At 40.9% G+C, this 21251-nt stretch carries 24 protein-coding genes; 21 read left to right on the forward strand and 3 right to left on the reverse strand.

All coding sequences use genetic code 11. From position 1 onward, the window contains the following. The first annotated feature begins 104 nt into the window (after positions 1-104). From spx to RQ973_RS01335, 7 genes are all read left to right on the forward strand, one after another. Positions 105-503, forward strand: a complete 399-nt coding sequence (gene spx, locus RQ973_RS01305) for a transcriptional regulator Spx (RefSeq protein WP_000591165.1) — start codon at positions 105-107, stop codon at positions 501-503. Between the two features lie 172 nt (positions 504-675). Further along, positions 676-1248, forward strand: a complete 573-nt coding sequence (locus RQ973_RS01310; RefSeq protein WP_075229630.1) for an SP0191 family lipoprotein — start codon at positions 676-678, stop codon at positions 1246-1248. A 96-nt stretch (positions 1249-1344) separates the two neighbouring features. Then, positions 1345-1611, forward strand: a complete 267-nt coding sequence (locus RQ973_RS01315; protein WP_000507060.1) for an IreB family regulatory phosphoprotein — start codon at positions 1345-1347, stop codon at positions 1609-1611. 3 nt (positions 1612-1614) lie between these two features. Further along, the gene (gene ruvX / locus RQ973_RS01320) at positions 1615-2034 is read left to right on the forward strand and encodes a Holliday junction resolvase RuvX (protein WP_311522501.1); all 420 of its coding nucleotides are present in this window, start codon (positions 1615-1617) and stop codon (positions 2032-2034) included. 15 nt (positions 2035-2049) lie between these two features. Further along, a complete protein-coding gene (locus tag RQ973_RS01325) occupies positions 2050-2355 on the forward strand; it encodes a DUF1292 domain-containing protein (RefSeq protein ID WP_000017624.1) in 306 nt (101 codons plus the stop codon). A gap of 257 nt (positions 2356-2612) precedes the next feature. Further along, positions 2613-3851, forward strand: a complete 1239-nt coding sequence (locus tag RQ973_RS01330; protein ID WP_311522502.1) for a folylpolyglutamate synthase/dihydrofolate synthase family protein — start codon at positions 2613-2615, stop codon at positions 3849-3851. A gap of 98 nt (positions 3852-3949) precedes the next feature. Beyond that, positions 3950-4375: an SP_0198 family lipoprotein gene (locus RQ973_RS01335; protein WP_311522519.1), complete on the forward strand. Its 426-nt coding sequence runs from the start codon at positions 3950-3952 to the stop codon at positions 4373-4375. 137 nt (positions 4376-4512) lie between these two features. Here RQ973_RS01335 and RQ973_RS01340 read toward each other — a convergent pair whose 3' ends face one another. Next, on the reverse strand, positions 4513-5325 hold the full coding sequence (locus RQ973_RS01340) for a Cof-type HAD-IIB family hydrolase (protein ID WP_311522503.1): 813 nt from the start codon (positions 5323-5325) through the stop codon (positions 4513-4515). A 197-nt stretch (positions 5326-5522) separates the two neighbouring features. Here RQ973_RS01340 and RQ973_RS01345 point away from each other — a divergent pair, with 197 nt between their 5' ends. The 7 genes from RQ973_RS01345 to RQ973_RS01375 all read left to right on the forward strand — a co-directional run bounded on the left by RQ973_RS01345 (position 5523) and on the right by RQ973_RS01375 (position 11931). Beyond that, entirely contained in the window at positions 5523-6944 is a 1422-nt protein-coding gene (locus RQ973_RS01345) for an NCS2 family permease (RefSeq protein WP_311522504.1), read from the forward strand. 85 nt (positions 6945-7029) lie between these two features. Next, positions 7030-7473, forward strand: a complete 444-nt coding sequence (gene tsaE, locus RQ973_RS01350; protein WP_281335276.1) for a tRNA (adenosine(37)-N6)-threonylcarbamoyltransferase complex ATPase subunit type 1 TsaE — start codon at positions 7030-7032, stop codon at positions 7471-7473. After that, a complete protein-coding gene (locus RQ973_RS01355; protein WP_311522505.1) occupies positions 7463-7984 on the forward strand; it encodes a GNAT family N-acetyltransferase in 522 nt (173 codons plus the stop codon). Before tsaE ends, RQ973_RS01355 begins: the two co-directional genes overlap by 11 nt. 4 nt (positions 7985-7988) lie before the next feature. Further along, positions 7989-9008, forward strand: coding sequence for a biofilm formation/cell division transcriptional regulator BrpA (gene brpA, locus RQ973_RS01360; RefSeq protein WP_311522506.1), 1020 nt, complete (start codon positions 7989-7991; stop codon positions 9006-9008). A 79-nt stretch (positions 9009-9087) separates the two neighbouring features. Beyond that, complete coding sequence (locus RQ973_RS01365; protein ID WP_311522507.1) at positions 9088-10356, forward strand: competence/damage-inducible protein A; 1269 nt, start codon at positions 9088-9090, stop codon at positions 10354-10356. A gap of 41 nt (positions 10357-10397) precedes the next feature. Beyond that, positions 10398-11552 carry a recombinase RecA gene (recA, locus tag RQ973_RS01370; RefSeq protein ID WP_311522508.1) on the forward strand — a complete coding sequence of 385 codons (1155 nt, stop codon included), beginning with the start codon at positions 10398-10400 and terminating at the stop codon, positions 11550-11552. Positions 11553-11736: 184 nt separating this feature from the next. Continuing rightward, entirely contained in the window at positions 11737-11931 is a 195-nt protein-coding gene (locus RQ973_RS01375) for a PspC domain-containing protein (RefSeq protein WP_075229618.1), read from the forward strand. 351 nt (positions 11932-12282) lie between these two features. Here the strand turns inward: RQ973_RS01375 and RQ973_RS01380 are convergent, their stop codons facing one another. Beyond that, a complete protein-coding gene (locus RQ973_RS01380; RefSeq protein ID WP_153224554.1) occupies positions 12283-12837 on the reverse strand; it encodes a GNAT family N-acetyltransferase in 555 nt (184 codons plus the stop codon). A gap of 108 nt (positions 12838-12945) precedes the next feature. On the opposite strand from RQ973_RS01380, the gene RQ973_RS01385 reads away from it, so the two are divergent. Then, the gene (locus RQ973_RS01385) at positions 12946-14316 is read left to right on the forward strand and encodes an MATE family efflux transporter (protein WP_153224553.1); all 1371 of its coding nucleotides are present in this window, start codon (positions 12946-12948) and stop codon (positions 14314-14316) included. 96 nt (positions 14317-14412) lie between these two features. Continuing rightward, the gene (locus RQ973_RS01390; RefSeq protein WP_045762594.1) at positions 14413-15129 is read left to right on the forward strand and encodes a YebC/PmpR family DNA-binding transcriptional regulator; all 717 of its coding nucleotides are present in this window, start codon (positions 14413-14415) and stop codon (positions 15127-15129) included. A 221-nt stretch (positions 15130-15350) separates the two neighbouring features. Here RQ973_RS01390 and RQ973_RS01395 read toward each other — a convergent pair whose 3' ends face one another. After that, positions 15351-16025: a CD20-like domain-containing protein gene (locus RQ973_RS01395; protein ID WP_311522509.1), complete on the reverse strand. Its 675-nt coding sequence runs from the start codon at positions 16023-16025 to the stop codon at positions 15351-15353. A gap of 207 nt (positions 16026-16232) precedes the next feature. Between RQ973_RS01395 and RQ973_RS01400 the strand changes: the two genes are divergently transcribed. The 5 genes from RQ973_RS01400 to RQ973_RS01420 all read left to right on the forward strand — a co-directional run bounded on the left by RQ973_RS01400 (position 16233) and on the right by RQ973_RS01420 (position 21124). Beyond that, positions 16233-16694 (forward strand): MarR family winged helix-turn-helix transcriptional regulator, encoded by a 462-nt coding sequence (locus RQ973_RS01400; RefSeq protein WP_311522510.1) that lies wholly within the window; start codon positions 16233-16235, stop codon positions 16692-16694. Further along, a complete protein-coding gene (locus RQ973_RS01405) occupies positions 16678-18447 on the forward strand; it encodes an ABC transporter ATP-binding protein (protein WP_311522511.1) in 1770 nt (589 codons plus the stop codon). Before RQ973_RS01400 ends, RQ973_RS01405 begins: the two co-directional genes overlap by 17 nt. Further along, a complete protein-coding gene (locus RQ973_RS01410) occupies positions 18437-20197 on the forward strand; it encodes an ABC transporter ATP-binding protein (protein ID WP_311522512.1) in 1761 nt (586 codons plus the stop codon). Before RQ973_RS01405 ends, RQ973_RS01410 begins: the two co-directional genes overlap by 11 nt. A gap of 64 nt (positions 20198-20261) precedes the next feature. Next, on the forward strand, positions 20262-20618 hold the full coding sequence (locus RQ973_RS01415; RefSeq protein ID WP_311522513.1) for a DUF2200 family protein: 357 nt from the start codon (positions 20262-20264) through the stop codon (positions 20616-20618). A 2-nt stretch (positions 20619-20620) separates the two neighbouring features. Next, positions 20621-21124 (forward strand): phosphatase PAP2 family protein, encoded by a 504-nt coding sequence (locus tag RQ973_RS01420; RefSeq protein WP_311522514.1) that lies wholly within the window; start codon positions 20621-20623, stop codon positions 21122-21124. Positions 21125-21251 lie beyond the last annotated feature (127 nt).

Genomic DNA, 21251 nt, shown 5'->3' on the forward strand with positions numbered 1-21251 from the left:
TTGCCAAAAAAGTTAAAATTTTTTAAAAATAGGTCGCAAGTCCGATGTTTTTTATGGTATAATAGTCTAAACTGATAGTAACATGTAGCGAAAGGGGTAGGTACATGATCAAAATTTATACAGTCTCAAGTTGTACTAGCTGTAAAAAAGCGAAGACCTGGCTCAATGCCCACCAGTTAAGTTATAAAGAACAAAACCTCGGTAAGGAAGGAATCACGAGAGAAGAACTACTTGATATTTTGACAAAAACAGATAATGGAATTGCAAGTATCGTATCATCGAAAAATCGTTATGCAAAGGCCCTTGGTGTTGATATCGAAGATTTGAGTGTCAATGAAGTGCTCAACCTGATTATGGAAACACCTCGCATCTTGAAAAGTCCGATTCTTGTAGATGAAAAACGTCTGCAAGTCGGTTATAAAGAAGACGATATCCGTGCCTTCTTGCCACGCTCTGTCCGTAATGTGGAAAATGCAGAAGCGCGTTTACGTGCGGCTCTATAAAACATCAAGGCTGGGAGTGACTCCTGGCCTTCTCTAATATTTAATACTCTTCGAAAATCAAATTCAAACCACGTCAGCTTCACCTTGCCGTACTCAAGTACAGCCTGCGGCTAGCTTCCTAGTTTGCTCTTTGATTTTCATTGAGTACAAATTGGATAACATGTGAGGATTTATGAAAAAGTTAGTCATTGGAACATTCGCAGCACTATTTTTGCTCGTTGGATGTGGTCAGAAAAAAGAAACAGCAGCTTCAACTACTGAGAGTTCTCAAGAAGCTCTACAGTCTACCTTGCCCGTATTAGAAAATGCAACCAAGAATACAGTTGTTACAAAGACCTTGGTTTTGCCAGCTGATGAGAGTGGAGCACAGCAAACTCAAATCATTACCTACAAAGGCAATCAATTTTTGAGTTTGACTATTCAGCAAAAACGTCCTGTATCAGAAGATTTAAAAACTTATATTTCTGAACGAGGATTAGATGAAGCTAAAAAAGCTCTTAAAGAAGCTGAGGACAAGGATGAGTCTGTGCAAGCAGCTCGAAAAATTTCAGGCTTTACCATCGAAACGACTCTTTTAAATGAGAAAGAAATGGAAACCAAAACTAGCTATGATTTCCAAACGATGGATATTAAAAAAGCCAGTGAAAACGAATACTTGAAGAATGTTGGACTGGAAAATCTATTGAAAAACGAACCAGAGGACTATATTGCTAATCGTGTTGCAAATGGGGCAACAGTCCAGTAAAAAGTCAGAGAAAATCAGCAGAATCAGACTGTGTGATTTGTAGAACGACCGCGAATGTGCTATAATAGTACTATTCTAAGGAAAGAGGGTGTTAGAATGGGATTTACTGAAGAAACCGTACGTTTTAAATTGGACGATTCCAATAAAAAAGAAATCAGTGAAACATTGACAGATGTCTATGCTTCTTTGAATGAAAAGGGCTATAACCCTATTAACCAGATTGTGGGCTATGTTCTCAGTGGAGACCCAGCTTACGTTCCTCGTTATAACAATGCACGAAATCAAATCCGTAAGTATGAGCGAGATGAAATCGTTGAAGAACTGGTTCGCTACTACCTTAAAGGACAAGGAGTCGATCTATAATCTATGAGAATTATGGGATTGGACGTTGGTTCAAAAACGGTAGGGGTAGCGATTAGTGATCCACTTGGGTTTACGGCTCAAGGGCTTGAAATCATCCAAATCAATGAAGAACAAGGTCAGTTTGGTTTTGAACGTCTCAAAGAATTGGTTGAAGCCTATAAAGTGGAGCAGTTTGTTGTCGGTTTGCCTAAAAACATGAACAACACAAGTGGCCCACGGGTGGAAGCTAGCCAGGCATATGGCGAGAAGTTGGTAGAGCTCTTTGGCTTACCGGTAGATTATCAAGATGAACGCTTGACTACGGTTGCCGCTGAGCGTATGTTGATTGAGCAAGCAGATATTAGTCGCAATAAGCGAAAGAAAGTCATTGATAAGTTAGCAGCTCAGCTGATTTTACAAAATTATTTAGATAGAAAATTTTAATATAAAGGAGAGGCTATGTCACACGATCATAACCACGACCACGAAGAACGTGAATTAATTACACTAGTAGATGAGCAAGGAAACGAAACTTTGTTTGAAATCCTTTTGACCATTGACGGAAAAGAAGAATTTGGTAAAAACTATGTCCTTCTTGTACCAGTTAATGCAGAAGAAGATGAAAACGGAGAAGTTGAAATCCAAGCTTACTCATTCATCGAAAATGAAGATGGAACAGAAGGCGAATTGCAACCAATCCCTGAAGATTCAGAAGATGAATGGAACATGATTGAAGAAGTCTTCAACAGCTTTATGGAGGAGTAAAAACGTCCGGGGGATGTTTTTACCCCTGCGCTAGAAATTGGAAACGCAGGTAGTCTGGGAGACTGTATCAGCCCAGCTCCTTGAATTAAGAGAGAGCTGGCGAGTTCGTGGAACGTTTTTAGCCCAACTCCTAGAAACTGGAGAGAGTTGGAACGTCCGGGGGACATTTTTCTCCCACACTAGAATTAAATACTAGCTAATGAAGTAAAAAGCGAAGAGAATCTTCGCTTTTTTGTTAAGGATTAAGGAGATTAAGCGTGTTTGAAGTAGAAAAATGGCTTCATAGTCGAATCGGTTTGAATTTCAGATCAGGTTTGGGGCGGATGCAGAGGGCAGTAGATTTACTGGGGAACCCTGAGCAAGCCTATCCTATTATCCATGTGACAGGGACAAATGGAAAGGGTTCAACCATTGCATTTATGAGAGAGCTCTTTATTTCTCATGGTAAGAAGGTGGGGACCTTTACTTCGCCTCACATTGTTAGCATCCATGATCGGATTTGTATCAATGGTCAACCCATATCGGATGCAGACTTTATCCGTTTAGCAAATCAAGTTAAGGAAATGGAGCAAAGACTTCTAGAAACCCACGATCAGCTATCTTTTTTTGAGTTGCTGACCTTGATTGCTCTACTCTATTTTAGGGAGCAAGAAGTGGATCTGGTTTTGCTGGAAGTTGGAATTGGTGGACTGCTTGATACCACTAATGTGGCAACTGGAGAGATTGCTGTTATCACGTCCATCGGCCTCGATCATCAGGAGACTTTGGGCAATAGTTTAGCAGCTATTGCTGAGCAGAAAGCAGGGATTTTTAAGCCAGGCAAGTCAGCTCTTATTGCCAATCTAGCACCGGAAGCCCAGCTCGTTTGTCAAAGAACTGCTCATGATTTGGATGTGACTCTCTACCAAGCTGATCGAGATTTTTCTTTCAAGAATGGTCATTTTTCTTCTTCTCTTGCGAATCTGAACCAACTAAAACTAGGTTTGGAAGGGGCCTATCAGGAGGAAAATGCAGCTCTTGCCTTGCAGGCTTTTCTATTGTTTATGAATCAGAGAGGTGAAAAGGTCGATGAGGAAGTTGTCCGGTGTGCTCTGAAAACAACCAGTTGGGCTGGGCGTCTAGAAGCTGTTACGGAGCACATTTATCTAGATGGTGCCCACAATCTACCAGCCTTGGAGCGGTTAGTTGAATTTATCCAGCAAAAAATTCAGCAAGGTTATCAACCTCAAATCCTTTTTGGAGCATTAAAGCGTAAAGATTACAGTGGCATGCTTGGTTATCTGACAGATCATTTACCTGATACAGCTCTCTATGTGACGAGTTTTGACTATCAGGGGTCTTTGGAGGAGCAGGATTTGAGTGGCTATCATAGAGTTGCTTCCTATCGAGATTTTATAGATAATTTTGATAGTTCTGCAGGCGAGAAAGATTTATTGTTTGTTACAGGTTCCCTCTATTTTATATCTGAAGTTCGTGCCTACCTTATAAAAACATAGTTGCTTGATAGACCTTGTTTCCTTTATTTGATATAGTAGAGGTGAAATGGCTCAGCAGTATTATGCTACTTCATAGTTGTTAAAAGAAAGGAGACATTATATCACTAAAAAAATTCACACTTTCTCTTGCTGCTTTGGCAAGTCTTAGTCTCTTAGTTGCTTGCTCCCCAAAAGCGCAGTCAACTCCTTCCTCTCAAGCAAGTACTAGTGCAGAAGCGAGCATTAGTCAGAAATCGGAAACATCTGCTTCTAGTTCAACAGCTAGTTCAGTAACTAATATTGATGGAACCTATACGGGACAAGATGATGGCGACACCATTACCTTGGTCGTTACTGGAAATACTGGAACATGGACGGAAGTAGAGCCTGATGGTGATCAGAAAATTAAAAAGGTAACCTTCGAACCAGAAAACCAGCGAGTCTTTGTTGGAGACGATATTAAGGTTTATGTAGCAGAAGAAAACCAGATTATCATTGATGATATGGATCGTGAGATTTCAGACCGTATCGTGTTAAAGAAATAAATAAATATCATTTTAGGGATTTGAATCTAAATAAAACAGATTCAAGTCCTTTTTTCTTCCATCAATTTCTGGTAATTAAAAAAATCCATACTTGTAAGGTAGCTAAATTCTACCCTAAAAGTATAGATTGGATGAAGTTAAAGGAAAAATTCCTGTAAAAAGTGAGCAACCCCATCTTCCTCGTTGGTTAGTGGCAACTGTTGGTCAGCGAAAGGAAGTAGAGCAGGATTAGCATTTTTCATAGCATATCCTGTGCCTGCAAAGGAAAGCATCTCTTGGTCATTGTGTTCGTCGCCAAAGGCGATCAAGTTTTTTCTATCCACATTCATGACATTGAGGAGGTATTCAAGAGCAAAGGCCTTGTGAACACCTTTAGGTGTACATTCGAGGATGTTTAAAGGACCACCCCAAGTGTTAATATTTAGTTGGTGCTTGTAAAACTGATTCATCTCTTCTGCTAGGGCATATTTGTCACTTGCGCGAGTCTGCAATAAAATGCAGTTAGGATCCTTGGTGACAAGCTCAGAATTAAATTGATTTTCAGGTCTGAAGTTTTCAACACCAAATAACCTAGGGTCGGCAATCTCCTTGTCTGGAGCCGTAATGTAAAACTTTTTACGGTATTCACCAGCGATAAAGTCTGCCTCGATTTCCTCTTTTCGTTGAACCATATCTAAGAGATATTTTTTATCAACAGTCAGGCATTTTTCATGCTCCCAAACCTTACCAGGCAGGTGAGTGAGTGAACCATTGAAATTGATCATAGGCGTTTCAAGTTCAAGCTGATCATAAAAATCTTTAGCCATACGATAAGGGCGACCTGTTGCAATTACGACATGGTGGCCCTTTTTAGATATTTGTTTGATAGTATCCTTGGTAAAATCCGATAGTTTGCTTTCGCCATTAAGTAAGGTTCCGTCCAAGTCGACGGCAATCATTTTTTTAGTCATAAGATCCTCCCGAATCTAGTTTCAGATAAGATGTTTTCTATTATATCAAAAAGCGGAGAGAAAAGCTGACTCTAAGCGAAATGAGGGAGAACAATATTCACTAGCATTTTTTAATTTTTTAAAAAAACACCTTGAAAAGGTGAATGATTGATGATATAATGGTTCTATTGTTCGTAAAATGACAAAGGAGATTAAAAATGGACAAACTATTTAAACTAAAAGAGCACGGGACAGATGTCCGAACAGAGGTGCTTGCTGGTTTAACAACATTCTTTGCAATGAGTTATATTCTCTTTGTAAACCCTCAAATGCTTTCACAAACTGGAATGCCAGTTCAAGGTGTTTTCTTGGCGACAATCATTGGTTCTGTTGTAGGAACTTCAATGATGGCCTTCTATGCGAATTTACCATATGCTCAGGCACCAGGTATGGGTCTAAATGCCTTCTTTACCTTTACGGTTGTATTTGGGATGGGCTATAAATGGCAAGAAGCCCTTGGTATGGTCTTCATTTGTGGTATCATTTCTTTGATTATCACATTAACCAATGTTCGTAAAATGATTATCGAGTCTATTCCTACGACGCTTCGTTCAGCAATTTCTGCTGGTATTGGTGTATTTCTTGCCTATGTCGGGATTAAGAATGCTGGTCTTTTGAAATTCTCAATTGACCCAGGGACTTATACAGTTGCAGGTGAAGGGGCAGATAAGGCTCAAGCAGCACTTACTGCAAACTCAGCAGCTGTTCCAGGATTGGTAGACTTCAACACTCCAGCTGTCTTGGTAGCTCTTGCAGGTCTTGCCATTACAATTTTCTTTGTTGTTAAAGGGATTAAAGGTGGTATCATCCTTTCTATCTTAACAACTACAGTTCTTGCAATTGCAGTTGGTGTTGTTGATTTGTCTAGTATTGATTTTGCAAGCAACAATCTTTCATCAGCGATTAACGATTTGGGAACTTTGTTCGGTGCAGGTCTTGGATCAGAAGGTTTGGGATCTTTGATTTCAAATACTTCTCGTTTACCAGAAACTTTGATGGCTATTCTTGCCTTCTCATTGACTGATATTTTTGATACAATCGGTACTCTTATCGGTACAGGTGAAAAAGTTGGTATCGTTGCAACAAACGGTGAAAACCATGAGTCAGATAAGTTGGATAAAGCTCTTTACTCTGATTTGGTGGCGACTTCTGTTGGTGCTATTGCAGGTACTTCAAACGTTACGACTTATATTGAGTCAGCAGCAGGTATTGGTGCTGGTGGACGTACTGGTTTGACAGCATTAGTAGTTGCAATCTGTTTTGCCCTATCTAGCTTCTTTAGCCCCCTTCTTGCTATTGTACCTTCGGCAGCGACAGCACCAATTTTGATTATCGTCGGAATCATGATGCTCTCTAACTTGAAAAACATCCCTTGGGATGATATGTCAGAAGCAGTGCCTGCTTTCTTCACATCTATTTTTATGGGATTCAGCTACTCAATCACACAAGGGATTGCTGTTGGTTTCTTAACTTATACTTTGACGAAGGTTGTCAAAGGTCAAGTGAAAGATGTGCATGTCATGATTTGGATTTTGGATGCTTTGTTCATCTTGAACTACATCAGTATGGCTCTTAACTAATGATAAAAACAAAAAAAGAGGGGAGTCTCCTCTTTTTTTGTTGATGGAAATATCACAAAATAAAACTTTTTGGTATAATAAGTACATGTACACAAAAAATGAAGATGAGTTGGTTGCACTTGGGGAAAAGCTAGGGAACTTGTTAGAAAAAAATGATGTGTTGATTTTGACTGGTGAATTAGGTGCTGGGAAAACAACGCTAACAAAGGGTCTGGCTAAGGGATTAGGCATTCATCAAATGATTAAGAGTCCTACTTATACCATTGTTAGAGAATATGAAGGACGTCTACCCTTGTATCACTTAGATGTTTATCGTATTGAAGGTGATGCAGATTCTATCGACTTGGATGAATTTCTTTTTGGTTCAGGTGTAACGGCTATTGAGTGGGGACATCTATTGGGGGAAAATCTTCCATCGGATTATCTGGAGTTAGAAATCCTTAAAAAAGATGAGGGCCGAGAAATCGTCTTTCATGCTCATGGCCAAAGAGCGACAGAACTTTTGAAAGGATTGACGGATGGAGTATGATCTTTTAATCCGTGAAGCGGAAATCCAGGATGCTTCAGCGGTCATTGCTCTCTTGGATCAGATTGGTCAAGAGTCTAATTTTACCAGTCTGGATGAAAATGGGATTGCAATGAGTGAGTCTGAGATGCAACATTTTTTGGATAAGCAGGCCCAGTCGGATAATCAAATTACCCTACTCGCTTTTTTGAATGATGAGTTAGTAGGAATCATCAATATAACAGCTGATCAACGTCCGCGAGTCCGTCATATTGGAGATGTCTTTTTAGGAATAAAAAAAGCTTACTGGGGAAATGGTCTCGGTAGTATCTTGATGGAAGAAACTATTGAATGGGCCAAATCAAGTGGTAGTATTCGACGGTTACAATTGACAGTTCAAAAAAGAAATCTTGCTGCGGTGCATCTGTATGAAAAAATGGGCTTTAACATAGAAGGATTACAGGAACGTGGTGCTTGTATAGAAGGAGGAGAGTTTCTAGATGTTTACCTGATGGGTCAACTGATAGATGAATAAAAGTATGGCAAAAAAGATAATCGGAATGTTTTTAGGCTTTGTTCTTGTGACAGTACTTGGTGTAGGAGCTTATGCCTATACGATCTACCAACAGAGTACACAGACTTTGGCCAAAACCTATAAAAAAATCGGAGAAGAAACCAAGGTCATTGAAGCGACCGAACCTCTGACGATCTTGCTTATGGGAGTGGACACAGGGAATGTTGAACGTACAGATCCATGGGCTGGTAATAGTGATTCAATGATCTTGGTGACAGTGAATCCTAAAACCAAGAAGACAGTTATGATGAGTTTGGAGCGTGATATTCTCACACAAATCCAGCAACCAGATGGTAGTGTTAGAGAAGCGAAACTCAATGCTGCCTATGCTGATGGCGGAGCAGAGTTGTCTATTTCAACGATTCAAAAGATGATGAACATCCATATCGACCGTTATGTGATGGTCAATATGCATGGCCTCCAAAGAATGGTTGATGCTGTGGGTGGAATTACAGTCAACAACACTCTCGGCTTCCCAATTTCTATTCAAGATCAGGAACCTTTTAATACGATTTCGATTGGAGTCGGTGAGCAAACCCTCAATGGTGAAGAGGCCCTTGTTTATTCACGTATGCGTTATCAGGATCCAGAAGGAGACTATGGTCGTCAAAAACGTCAGCGTGAAGTGATTCAAAAAGTTGTTGAGAAGATTCTTAGTTTGAACAGTGTGAGTCACTATCAAGAGATTCTGAAGGCTCTTAGTGACAATATGCAGACAAATATCGAGATTACAACGACAACGATTCCTCAGTTGATGGGTTATCAAGATTCATTTAAGAATATTGAGTCTCAACAATTGCGTGGAGAGGATGCAATGCTTCAAGGGACATCTTACCAAATCGTGACATCTGAGCATATGTTAGAGATGCAAAATCTTTTACGTCGTTCGCTCGGTCAACCAGAGGTTACGAATTTGGAGACCAATATAGTCTTGTATGAGAATCTTTTTGGCCACTTGCCACCATCTTCTGAAGAGTCAGAATAACAAGAAATTATCCATCAAATCGTAGGAATTATCCTGCGATTTTTTCAAAGAAATCCGAATAGGTAAGTAGGAGGAAAAAATGAAAGCAGAAATTATAGCTGTTGGAACAGAGATTTTGACAGGTCAAATTGTCAATACCAATGCGCAATTCTTGTCTGAAAAGTTGGCTGAAATCGGAGTAGATGTCTATTTTCAGACGGCCGTAGGAGATAACAAAGCTCGTCTCTTATCCTTGTTAGAAATTGCTCAGAATCGCAGTAGTCTAGTTATTTTAACAGGTGGCTTGGGGCCAACGGAAGATGATTTGACCAAGCAAACTGTGGCCAAGTTTTTGGGACGAGATTTGGTTTTTGATCCTCAAGCTCAGGCTAAACTAGATCGTTTTTTTGCTCAAAGACCAGACTATGCTCGTACTCCAAATAATGAGCGCCAAGCTCAGATTGTTCAAGATTCAACCCCATTACCAAACGAAACGGGTCTAGCAGTCGGTGGCATGATTGAGGTAGCGGGTGTCACCTATGTTGTCCTACCAGGACCTCCAAGTGAATTGAAACCCATGGTCTTAAATGAGTTGATGCCGAGATTGACAACGGGATCTAAGCTCTATTCGCATGTCATGCGTTTCTTTGGGATTGGTGAGAGCCAGCTAGTGACCATTCTATCAGATTTGATTGACCAGCAGACGGATCCAACCTTGGCGCCTTATGCTAAAACTGGGGAAGTGACCCTTCGCTTATCGACCAAGGCTAAGAGTCAAGAAGAAGCGGATCGTGTTCTAGATAATCTAGAACAAAAAATCCTTGAGAGAGAAACCTTTGAGGGTGTTTCACTTCGAGAAATTTGCTATGGCTATGGGGAAGAAACCAGCTTGGCTAGCCTGGTGGTAGAAGAGTTGAAAAAGCAAAATAAAACTATCACTGCAGCAGAAAGCTTGACTGCGGGTCTTTTTCAAGCAACTTTGGCAGATTTTTCAGGTGTATCTGCTATCTTTAAAGGTGGCTTTGTGACCTATAGTCTTGAGGAAAAATCTAAGATGCTTGATATTCCACAAGCGGAATTGGAAAAACACGGAGTCGTTTCAGCTTTTACTGCTGAAAAAATGGCTGAACAGGCACGAATCAAGACTCAGTCAGATTTTGGAATTAGTTTGACAGGAGTGGCTGGACCAGATAGCCTAGAAGGACATCCAGCAGGTACAGTCTTTATCGCTTTGGCGCAAGCTTCGGGGACAGAAGTTATCCAGGCCAATATCGCAGGCAGAAGTCGAGCTGATGTCCGAGAAATTGCAGTCCTACATGCCTTTAACCTAGTTCGCAAAGCTTTATTAAGTGATGGAGATTTGTTATAATAGAAGAAGGTCTAAGGACTATTAGAATACAGGAGAATAAAATGGCGAAAAAACCAACAAAAAAATTAGACGAAATTGGCAAAAAATTTGGTGCTGATCGTGAAAAAGCCCTAAACGATGCCCTTAAATTGATTGAAAAAGACTTTGGTAAGGGTTCAATCATGCGCTTGGGGGAACGTGCAGAGCAAAAGGTCCAAGTGATGAGCTCAGGTTCTTTGGCTCTTGATATCGCACTCGGATCAGGTGGTTATCCAAAGGGACGTATCATTGAAATCTACGGTCCAGAATCATCTGGTAAGACAACGGTTGCCCTTCACGCTGTAGCACAAGCACAAAAAGAAGGCGGAATTGCAGCCTTTATCGATGCGGAGCACGCTCTTGATCCAGCCTATGCAGCAGCGCTTGGTGTTAATATCGATGAATTGCTCTTGTCACAACCAGACTCAGGGGAGCAAGGTCTTGAAATTGCTGGGAAATTGATTGATTCAGGTGCAGTTGACCTTGTTGTTATCGACTCAGTTGCTGCCCTTGTACCTCGTGCAGAAATCGATGGAGATATCGGAGATAGCCACGTTGGTCTTCAAGCTCGTATGATGAGCCAGGCTATGCGTAAACTCGGGGCATCTATTAATAAGACTAAGACAATTGCTATCTTCATCAACCAATTACGTGAAAAAGTAGGGGTTATGTTTGGTAATCCAGAGACAACTCCTGGTGGACGTGCCCTTAAATTCTACGCTTCTGTCCGTTTGGATGTTCGTGGAAGCACACAAATCAAGGGAACTGGTGACCAAAAAGATACGAGCGTAGGTAAGGAAACCAAGATTAAGGTTGTTAAAAACAAGGTGGCTCCACCATTCAAAGAAGCCTTTGTTGAAATCATGTATGGTGAAGGAATTTCAAGAACTGGTGAGCTTTTGAAGATTGCAAGTGATCTTGACATCATCAAGAAGGCAGGAGCATGGTACTCTTATAAAGACGAAAAGATTGGTCAAGGTTCTGAAAATGCTAAGAAATACTTGGCAGATCACCCAGAAGTCTTTGACGAGATTGACCACCAAGTTCGTGTCAAGTTTGGCTTGATTGAAGCCGATGCGGTAGCCGATGAAAAAGTAAAGGCTCCCGAAGTAGAAGTAGCTAATCAAGAAGTAACTCTTGACCTTGGCGATGATCTTGAAATCGAAATTGAAGATTAAAAAGTAAAAGTGGCGGAGGAATCCCCACTTTTTCTGTTCTTTGGACTAAGGAACTGAAACAATGAGAGTTTAAAAATTGCTAAAACTAGCATCTTCAGATAAAAAGTAGAAATACTATTGAAAAAGATTTGATTTGATGATAAAACAAATTGAAAATAAAAGTAATGCTAAGGAGACTGTTGGTATGGAAAAACGTTTAGTTCGCAATGTTCAAGATAAAAAAATTGCAGGTGTTTGTGCAGGTCTTGCTGACTATTTAGATATTGATGCAACACTTGTTCGTGGACTTTGGATCCTCTTCACTTTGCTAGGTGGTTCAGGAATTCTTGCTTACCTCATTCTTTGGCTCATCATGCCAGAAGCTGGAACAGAAGCGTAAACTTAGTGCATCTTTATGAGACAAATCATGATAAGAGAGTGGGACAGAAATCGGTAATTCGTTAGAATTCGATTTCGTCGTCCCACCTCCGCACAGTTGAGTAGGGCTGTAAAAGCTGATGAAATCAGCGTAGTAGAGCCCACTCAACCACTGCGTCTTGCTCGATAATCCAAAGACAATTGAGAGGCTAGGATTTTTGTCCCAGCCTCTTATTTGTGATATGCGAGAATAGTTTTTTCCAAATTTTCATCTTATTTAGGAAAAATAAAAAATCACCTACGACAGGTGATTGCATATCGGTTATAGAGAAAATTACAAATCTTTAATGGAGATTCAAGGTTTCAATCTAGATTAGTGTTCACTAAAACGACGGTACTCGATGTGGAAGTCAAAATAATTTTCTTCTTGTAATTTTTGGAAGATATTCCGATAGGCTTCTTCATCAAAGTGGTCGCCACGATATAGAATCTCAAAACTAAGACCTTCGTACTCCAAAAAAGCATTGGCTGTTTTGAAGCCGTTTTGTAGGTAGAAGTCCATGCGGGCTTTTCGTTGTTCGAGGTTATCACAATCTTCGTCCAACCGCTCCACTTCAAGAATCATGGTACGTTGGTAAAAATCAATGAGTTTTTCAATGATTTCTCTCCCGTATCCATGACTACGGAGATGGGGCATAATGGCAAAAAAGCTAATGTAGAAAGCTTTTTGGTTGGAAATGGCAAAAGCGAAGCCGACAAATTCTTCCTCGTTATAGAAAGCGAAAAAGTGAGCATCATCTCTATCCTGGTAACTTAAAAATTCTTCCAAAGGGACCCGTTCTTCTTCAGGAAAGGCTTCCTTGTTTAATTGGTCAACTTTCTTAAGGTCTGGGAATACATCTGTAATTAACTGGCTGGTTAAGCTCATACATGGCCTCCTTTTCTGTCACGATTATACCAGATTGTTTGTATCTAGGCAACGCTTTCTTATCCAAACTCCCTTGTTCCCCTACTGGAAAGCTGATATAATAGCCTTATGAATAAAAAATCAACGGTGGACCTGATTCATGGTCCCATCCTTCCCGCGCTAATTAGTTTTGCATTACCGATTCTACTGTCCAATATCTTTCAGCAACTTTACAATACGGCTGATATCTTGATTGTTGGGCGTTTTTTAGGGCAAGATTCCTTGGCGGCAGTCGGAGCAACGACAGCCATTTTTGATTTGATTATCGGCTTTGCCCTCGGTGTTGGAAATGGGATGGGTGTTGTTATTGCACGTCTCTACGGCGCTCGTAATTTTGAAAAGATTAAGGAAGCTGTCGCAGCAACTTGGATTTTAGGGATTATCTTGAGTGTGCTTGTCATGTTGATGGGCTTTTTTGGTCTTTATCCACTCTTACAGTACCTAGAAACACCTGCAGAAATTCTCCCTCAGTCCTATGAATATATCTCCATGATTGTTAGCTGTGTGGGAGTGAGCTTTGCTTATAATCTTTTTGCAGGTTTGCTACGCTCTGTTGGCGATAGTCTTGCTGCGCTTGGTTTTCTTATTTTCTCAGCCATCGTTAATGTCATTCTGGATTTATATTTTATTACGCAATTGCAGTTGGGGGTGCAGTCTGCTGGTCTTGCAACTATTATCTCGCAAGGTTTGTCAGCTATCCTTTGTTATCTCTATATCCGAAAGAGTGTTCCAGAGCTCCTTCCTAGGTTGAAGGATTTTAAATGGAATAAGGCCCTCTATGTCGATCTTTTGGAACAGGGGCTAGCCATGGGCTTGATGGGTTCAATCGTCTCTGTCGGAAGTGTTATTTTGCAATCCTCTGTCAATAGTTTTGGAGCAGTCATAATCAGTGCTCAGACAGCAGCACGCCGAATCATGGCCTTTGCCTTATTGCCAATGACGGCTATCTCAGCATCGATGACGACTTTTATCTCTCAAAACTTTGGTGCAAAACGTCCAGATCGCATTGTCCACGGTCTTCGACTAGGGAGTTATATCAGTATGGCTTGGGCAAGCTTTGCATGTGTATTTCTATTTTTTGCAAGTCCTAGCCTAGTTTCTTTCCTAGCAAGTTCGACAGATGGTTATCTGATTGAAAACGGGACTTTGTACTTACGCATCAGTTCTGTATTCTATCCATTTTTGAGTCTTTTATTGATCTATAGAAATAGCTTACAAGGGCTAGGTCAAAAGTTCCTACCTCTCGTATCAAGCTTTATCGAGTTGTTTGGGAAAATTATTTTTGTGGCTTGGATTATTCCTTGGACAGGTTATACAGGTGTGATTCTATGTGAGCCTCTTCTCTGGCTAGTTATGACTGCCCAACTTTACTTCTCGCTTTCCAAACATCCATGGATCAAAGAAGGCAAAAAACTCTTGGCTACTGGCGGGAAATCCTAGCTTGATTTACAAAAGAAAATCCGTTTCCTCTAGTGAAAATCGGATAGACTTGTGTTATAATAAGAAAGATTAAAATGTGAATAAAGGAGATTCCTAATGGGACGTAAATGGGCCAATATCGTAGCTAAGAAAACGGCTAAAGATGGAGCTAACTCTAAAGTATATGCAAAATTTGGTGTAGAAATCTATGTAGCAGCTAAAAAAGGTGAGCCAGATCCAGAACTAAACACTGCTTTGAAATTCGTTATCGATCGTGCCAAACAAGCGCAAGTGCCAAAACACGTTATTGATAAGGCTATCGATAAGGCAAAAGGAAACACAGACGAAACCTTTACAGAAGGACGTTACGAAGGATTTGGACCAAATGGTTCTATGTTGATCGTTGATACTTTGACTTCAAACGTCAACCGTACAGCTGCGAATGTTCGTGCTGCTTTTGGTAAAAACGGCGGAAATATGGGAGCTTCAGGTTCTGTATCTTACCTCTTTGACAACAAAGGTGTTATCGTCTTTGCAGGTGAAGATGCTGACGCTATCTTTGAACTCTTGCTTGAAGCAGATGTCGATGTAGACGATGTAGAAGCAGAAGAAGGAACAATCACTGTTTACACAGCTCCAACTGATCTTCACAAGGCTATCGTTGCTTTGCGTGAATCTGGTATTGAAGAATTCCAAGTAACTGAATTGGAAATGATTCCTCAATCAGAAGTTGAGTTGTCAGGTGAAGATTTGGAAACATTTGAAAAACTCTACGGAGTCCTTGAAGACGACGAAGACGTACAAAAAATCTACACAAACGTAGACGGATTCTAAGAATAAAAATAACCCCTTTGAAAATTCAATATTTTCAAGGGGTTTGTTTATCTTGTGATGACAAAAGGGCAGGAAAGAGACGAAAATCTCTTTTGCTCAAAACGTTATTAGCAATCTATAATTGTCCATAATCCAATGGATTGTGGAAATATCCTGGTGTTGGGATTTAGAAATCGAGACTTGGTCTACCGATTGCAATTCCCAGTACCTTTTTAGTTATGTTAAACTTTCACTCCAGAATCAGATTGTTCTTTTCGGTCCAGTCCGACAGCAAATTTACGGATTAGAAGAAACTGGCCATTTTCCTGCTTAACAAACGTGAGCACAACTGTCTTAGGATCTGAACTGATGGAGAGATAGGTGATTCTTTTTATTTCATAGTCTCCCATAACTGAATCTGTTTCTGAATCTGGGATTCCGTGTTTCCTGATAATATCTTTGTAGTTGCTGCCACCTTTCCCGCTATCAGAAGTATCCCCTTCTACCAAGGCATCGAACTGTTCCTGGCTCCAAGTGAAGTATTCAGTATCCTCCTCGTCATCTTCCTCGCCTATACTACTATCAGGAAGTTCACCATAATCCTCAGTATCAGTTGAAGAAGTGATGTTTCTATAGGGGTGACTAAAGGTTCTGGCGAAATCAGTAAAGATATTAGTAGATAGAACTTGAGTTATTAAAACGAGGACAATGGAAATAAGACCTAAGGTTGTCCCGATGATAGCCAATATTTTACGGTTTCTGAGATTGATGGCAATACCAAAAACTCCTAAAATCAAAGTGGCAATGGCAAGGAAAAATGATAGGATGTTGACGATAGGTATCCAAGAACCAAGAAGCGCCAGGGCTCCAAAGATGATGGCAATGATTCCTAAGATTTTCTCTTCTTTTTGTTTCATTTGTGGGTTTCTCATTTCTAGTCAGGCTGGAATCTTATCCGTGTAAGATAGTGTTTATTATAGATAAAATAAGCCCTAATGTCAATTTTAAATAAAATAGTTCTCCTGGAAACTTTTTTCTTGACATCCTATTTGAAAGTGATAAAATAGTTCTCATAAAAACCAATTGGTTCTTATGAGAACTATTTTGTTTAGAAGGGGGAAATCATGGATAAGCCAATGTTAGCTTTTAAACGTTTTGGTCATCAGGTTCACCTTATGGTGCAACAGGAAGCAAAACGTTGTGGTATTGAATTTATGGGCGGACCGCAGGGCCAAGTTATACGATTTTTAGACTATCGTGAGGAGTCTGAACAGGCGGTGTTAATCAAGGATATTGAGCAGGAACTCAATATCACCAAGTCAGTCGCCAGCAATCTAGTGAAGCGTATGGTACAAAATGGTTTGGTGGAATTGGAAGTGAGTCCAAATGACAAGAGAGCCAAGTACGTTCGATTGACGGATAAATCACGCTCTCAGATGAAGCCAATCAAGTCTTTCTTTGATCGAATGAACCGTAGTTTGCTTGATGGCATTTCCGAAGAGAATCTCGCTATTTTTGAAGAAGTCATGGGCCAACTACAAGCAAATGTAGAAAAAATAGGAGGTAAGAATGAAGAAACTCGCTAAGCGTATCACAGGAAAAGAGTGGGGCATGATTCTAATAACTGTTCTCTTTACCTGTTGCTCGGTCTATCTAGAGTTAGAAGTACCGACTTACGTTTCAAAAATAACAGAATTACTCGGAACACCAGGTACGGAGTTGGGAGACCTTTGGTCGCCAGCAACTAAGATGATGGGTTTGTCATTCTTAGCCTTCCTATCATCTGTAACAGTTGGATTTTTTGCCGCTCGAGTTGCAGCATCCTATACGGCTCATCTACGAAGCGATATTTTTAATCGTGTTTTGGATTACTCCCAGACAGAAATTAAACGTTTTTCAATTCCCAGTCTATTGACTCGGACGACTAATGATATCACGCAGATTCAGATGCTCTTTACCATGGGACTCCAAGTGGTCACTCGCGGACCAATCATGGCTATTTGGGCTATTGGGAAAATCCTTGGCAAGTCTGAATACTGGATCTGGGCAGTAGTGGTGGCCGTTATCGTCAATGTTCTGATGACAACTGTTCTCATGACTCTGGCCTTTCCTAAACAATCTGTCATCCAAAAATTGACAGATAAACTCAATAGCATCACCCGTGAAAGTTTGACTGGGATTCGGGTTGTTCGTGCTTACAATGCTGAGGATTACCAAGATAAGAAATTTGAAGAAGCTAATGATGAGGTCACACGACTCAATCTCTTTGTCAGTCGCTTAATGGCCATTATGAACCCAATTATGCAGGCAATTTCCAGTGGTTTGATCTTGGCTATTTATTGGATTGGGGCCTATCTCATCAACGATGCTAGTTTGATAGAGCGTCTACCACTATTTAGTGATATGGTAGTCTTTATGTCCTATGCCATGCAAGTCGTAATGGGCTTCTTGCTCATGGGTGCTCTCTTTATCGTTCTTCCTCGTACCTTGGTTTCTGCAGGACGTATCAATCAAGTGCTGGACTTGCATTCTTCTATTGAAAATCCTAGTCACCCACAGACGGCAGATTCTTCTGTTCAAGGTCAAGTGGAATTCCGTGATGTAACCTTCCGTTACTCTAAAAACTCAGAAGCAGTTGTGGAACATGTCAGCTTCAAGGCAGAAGCTGGTCAAACCATTGCCTTTATCGGCTCAACTGGTTCTGGTAAATCTACCCTAGTTAATTTGATACCTCGTTTTTACGATGTGTCAGATGGAGAAATCTTGGTAGATGGCGTCAATGTTCAGGATTATGACCTGGAAGATTTGCGTAATAAAGTCGGCTATATCCCACAAAAAGCAGTCCTCTTCTCAGGAGATGTCAAGGGGAATCTCGACTTTGGTAAGAGTCAAGAAACGCCACTAAGTGAGACTGCCATGTGGCAAGCTTTGGAATTGGCTCAATCTAAGAATTTTATCGAGGATAAGGAAGCAGGCCTAAACTCAGAAGTGGCTCAAGGTGGGACCAACTTCTCAGGAGGACAAAGACAACGTTTGGCCATTGCGCGTGCCTTGGCTCGTAAGCCCGAGATTCTCATTTTTGATGATTCATTCTCAGCCTTGGACTACAAGACAGACCGTATCTTGCGCCAAGAACTAGCTGAAAAAACCCAATCTATGACCAAGTTGATTGTTGCCCAACGTATTTCAACAATTATGGATGCTGACTTGATCTTAGTATTGGATCAAGGTAAAGTCGTGGGACAAGGCACCCACAAGGAACTTCTTGCGACCAACGAAGTTTACCAAGAAATTGCCTATTCACAACTATCGAAGGAGGAATTGGAACATGGAAAATAAGAAGATGTCCTTTTGGAAACAATATAAACCTTTTCTAGCAGGTCTCCAACTTCCTCTACTAGTTGCGGTTGTGGCGGCTGTATGTTCAAGCATCATCACGGTTTATGGACCAACTAAGATTAAGGAAATCACCAACTTGATTTCAGATGGCTTGATGACTGGAATTGACCTAGAGGCTGTGTCAAGTATTGCTAGCTTTTTGGTCATCCTATATGTGATTGGTATTCTCCTAAACTATACGCAAGCCTATATTTTTTCAACGAGTATCCAACATTTTTCAAAACGTTTGCGAACAGCTATTGCTGAAAAAATCAATCGCTTGCCTCTTGGATATTTTGACCGTCATTCTCAAGGAGATACTCTCTCTCGTGTAACCAATGACGTTGATACGGCGGCTCAGTCCCTCAACCAAAGTCTGGGAACAGTGCTCTCAGCTAGCTTTCTACTGATTGCTGTTTTGATTACCATGTTTGGGATGAACTGGATTTTGGCATTGGTAACAGTTGTTTCAACTCTTGTTGGATTTGCTGCGGTTTCAGTGATTATGGCTAAGTCCCAGGGTTACTTTAAAGCCCAACAAAATAATTTAGCAGCCGTAAACGGCTATGTGGAAGAAATGTACTCTGGCCACAATGTGGTGACCAGCTATAACGCTGTGGACACCACTAAAGAAACATTCGCAGGATTGAATCAAGACCTACATGATAGTATTTGGAAATCTCAATTTATTTCTGGAATCATGATGCCAGCAATGATCTTTGTTGGAAACTTTAGCTATGTTTTGGTAATCATCGTCGGTGCAGTCCTAGCTCTTGAAGGACATATCAGTATTGGTATCATCGTAGCCTTCATGGTTTATGTTCGTACCTTCTCGCAACCCTTATCACAGATTGCCCAAGGGATTACCAGCTTACAGCAAGCCAGTGCAGCTATGACCCGTGTCTTTGAATTTCTAAGTGAAGCTGAGATGGAAGACGAATCTCATAAGGAAACACAATTGACTGGTATGAAGGGTGAAGTTGTCTTTGACCGAGTTTCCTTTGGTTACACTCCTGAGCGAACCATCATTCATGACTTTTCTGCGACAGCTCGTGCAGGGCAAAAAGTCGCTATTGTCGGGCCAACTGGAGCTGGGAAGACGACTATTGTTAATCTCTTGATGAAATTCTATGAGATTGATAAGGGAAGCATTCGCATTGATGGTGTGGATACCAAGAAGATGAAACGTTCAGAAGTGCACGATGCCTTTTCAATGGTCTTGCAGGATACCTGGCTCTTTGAAGGAACCATTCGTGACAATCTTATCTACAATCAAACTGGTATTAGTGATGAGCGCGTGATTGAAGCTGCCAAAGCAGTAGGGATCCACCACTTTATCACAACCTTACCTGATGGATACGATACTGTTTTGGATGATACAGTGACCTTGTCAGTCGGACAGAAACAGCTCTTGACTATCGCTCGTGCCCTTCTCAAGGATGCTCCGCTCTTGATTCTTGATGAAGCGACATCCTCAGTCGACACACGTACAGAGGAGTTGATTCAGAAAGCCATGGACCGTTTGATGGAGGGACGTACGTCCTTTGTCATTGCCCATCGTTTGTCAACTATTCGTAATGCTGATTTGATTCTTGTCATGAAAGATGGAAATATCATCGAGCAAGGCAATCATGAAGAGCTTATGGCTCAGGGTGGTTTCTATGCTGACCTCTACAATAGTCAATTTACAGAAGATGAAGTAGAAGAATAAACCCAAAGAAGGCTTGACGGCCTTCTTTTTCTTCTTTATACTGGTATAATAGAAAGAGGAAAGTATGAGTCAAAAATTATACAATATGAAATTTTCTGCCGTCTATCCAGCCTTGATTGCAAAGGTTGAGCGAAAGGGTGGAAGGGCAGAGTCCGTTCACCAAGTGACCAGTTGGCTGACAGGTTATGAGGTGAGTGACATTCTCGTTTGTCTGGATAGGGACCTTACCTACGGAGATTTTTTTCGACAGGCACCGTCTTATGCACCTAAACGGATTGCGATTACAGGGAAGGTTTGCGGGGTTCGTATTGAGGAAATTGATGATCCTCTGATGCAAGAAATCCGTCGTCTGGACAAATTAGTGGACTGGCTTGCTAAGGGGAAAACAGCCCAGCAGGTCCTAGAAAAGTATGAGAAATAGACATGAAAAACTATCAAGAGTGGTATGATAAAAGGAAATCAAGTCTCCTTCAACATCCACAGCTATTACAATTGATGCGAGTTTTTAATCGCATGATGACAGTTCTGATGCCCCTAGCTTACTTGACCTTGTTGGGGACAGCTTTTATGAACAAGGGCTTGGGACAAGAACTTGCTGCTTATATCATGGTGCCAGCTTTTGGCTTTGTTCTATTGACGCTAGTTCGTAAGTGGATCAATCAACCACGCCCTTATGAAACTTGGGGAATTGTCCCTCTACTAGACAAGGATAGCTCTGGGAATTCAATGCCCAGCCGCCATGTCTTTTCGGCAACCATCATTTCCATGGCTTGTCTGCACGCAAATCTGCCTGTGGGCTTGATTTTATTGGTCTTATCAGCTTTTCTCGGTCTGGTCCGAGTCTTGGGTGGCGTTCATTATCCCAAGGATGTTCTGGTTGGCTATGCCTGTGGGCTCATCTGGGGAATTATCTTCTTTATTTTGTAAAAAGCAAAGCAAGTGGGCCTGGCCTCGTAACCACTTACGAGTCAAAAGTGACCACTTGCTTTTTTGCCCTTGTATAGTTATTTAGTTTTAAAAAAGCACTCTAATGATTCAAAGATATTGGGGACTT

Source organism: uncultured Streptococcus sp., from assembly GCF_963511325.1.
GTDB lineage: Bacteria > Bacillota > Bacilli > Lactobacillales > Streptococcaceae > Streptococcus.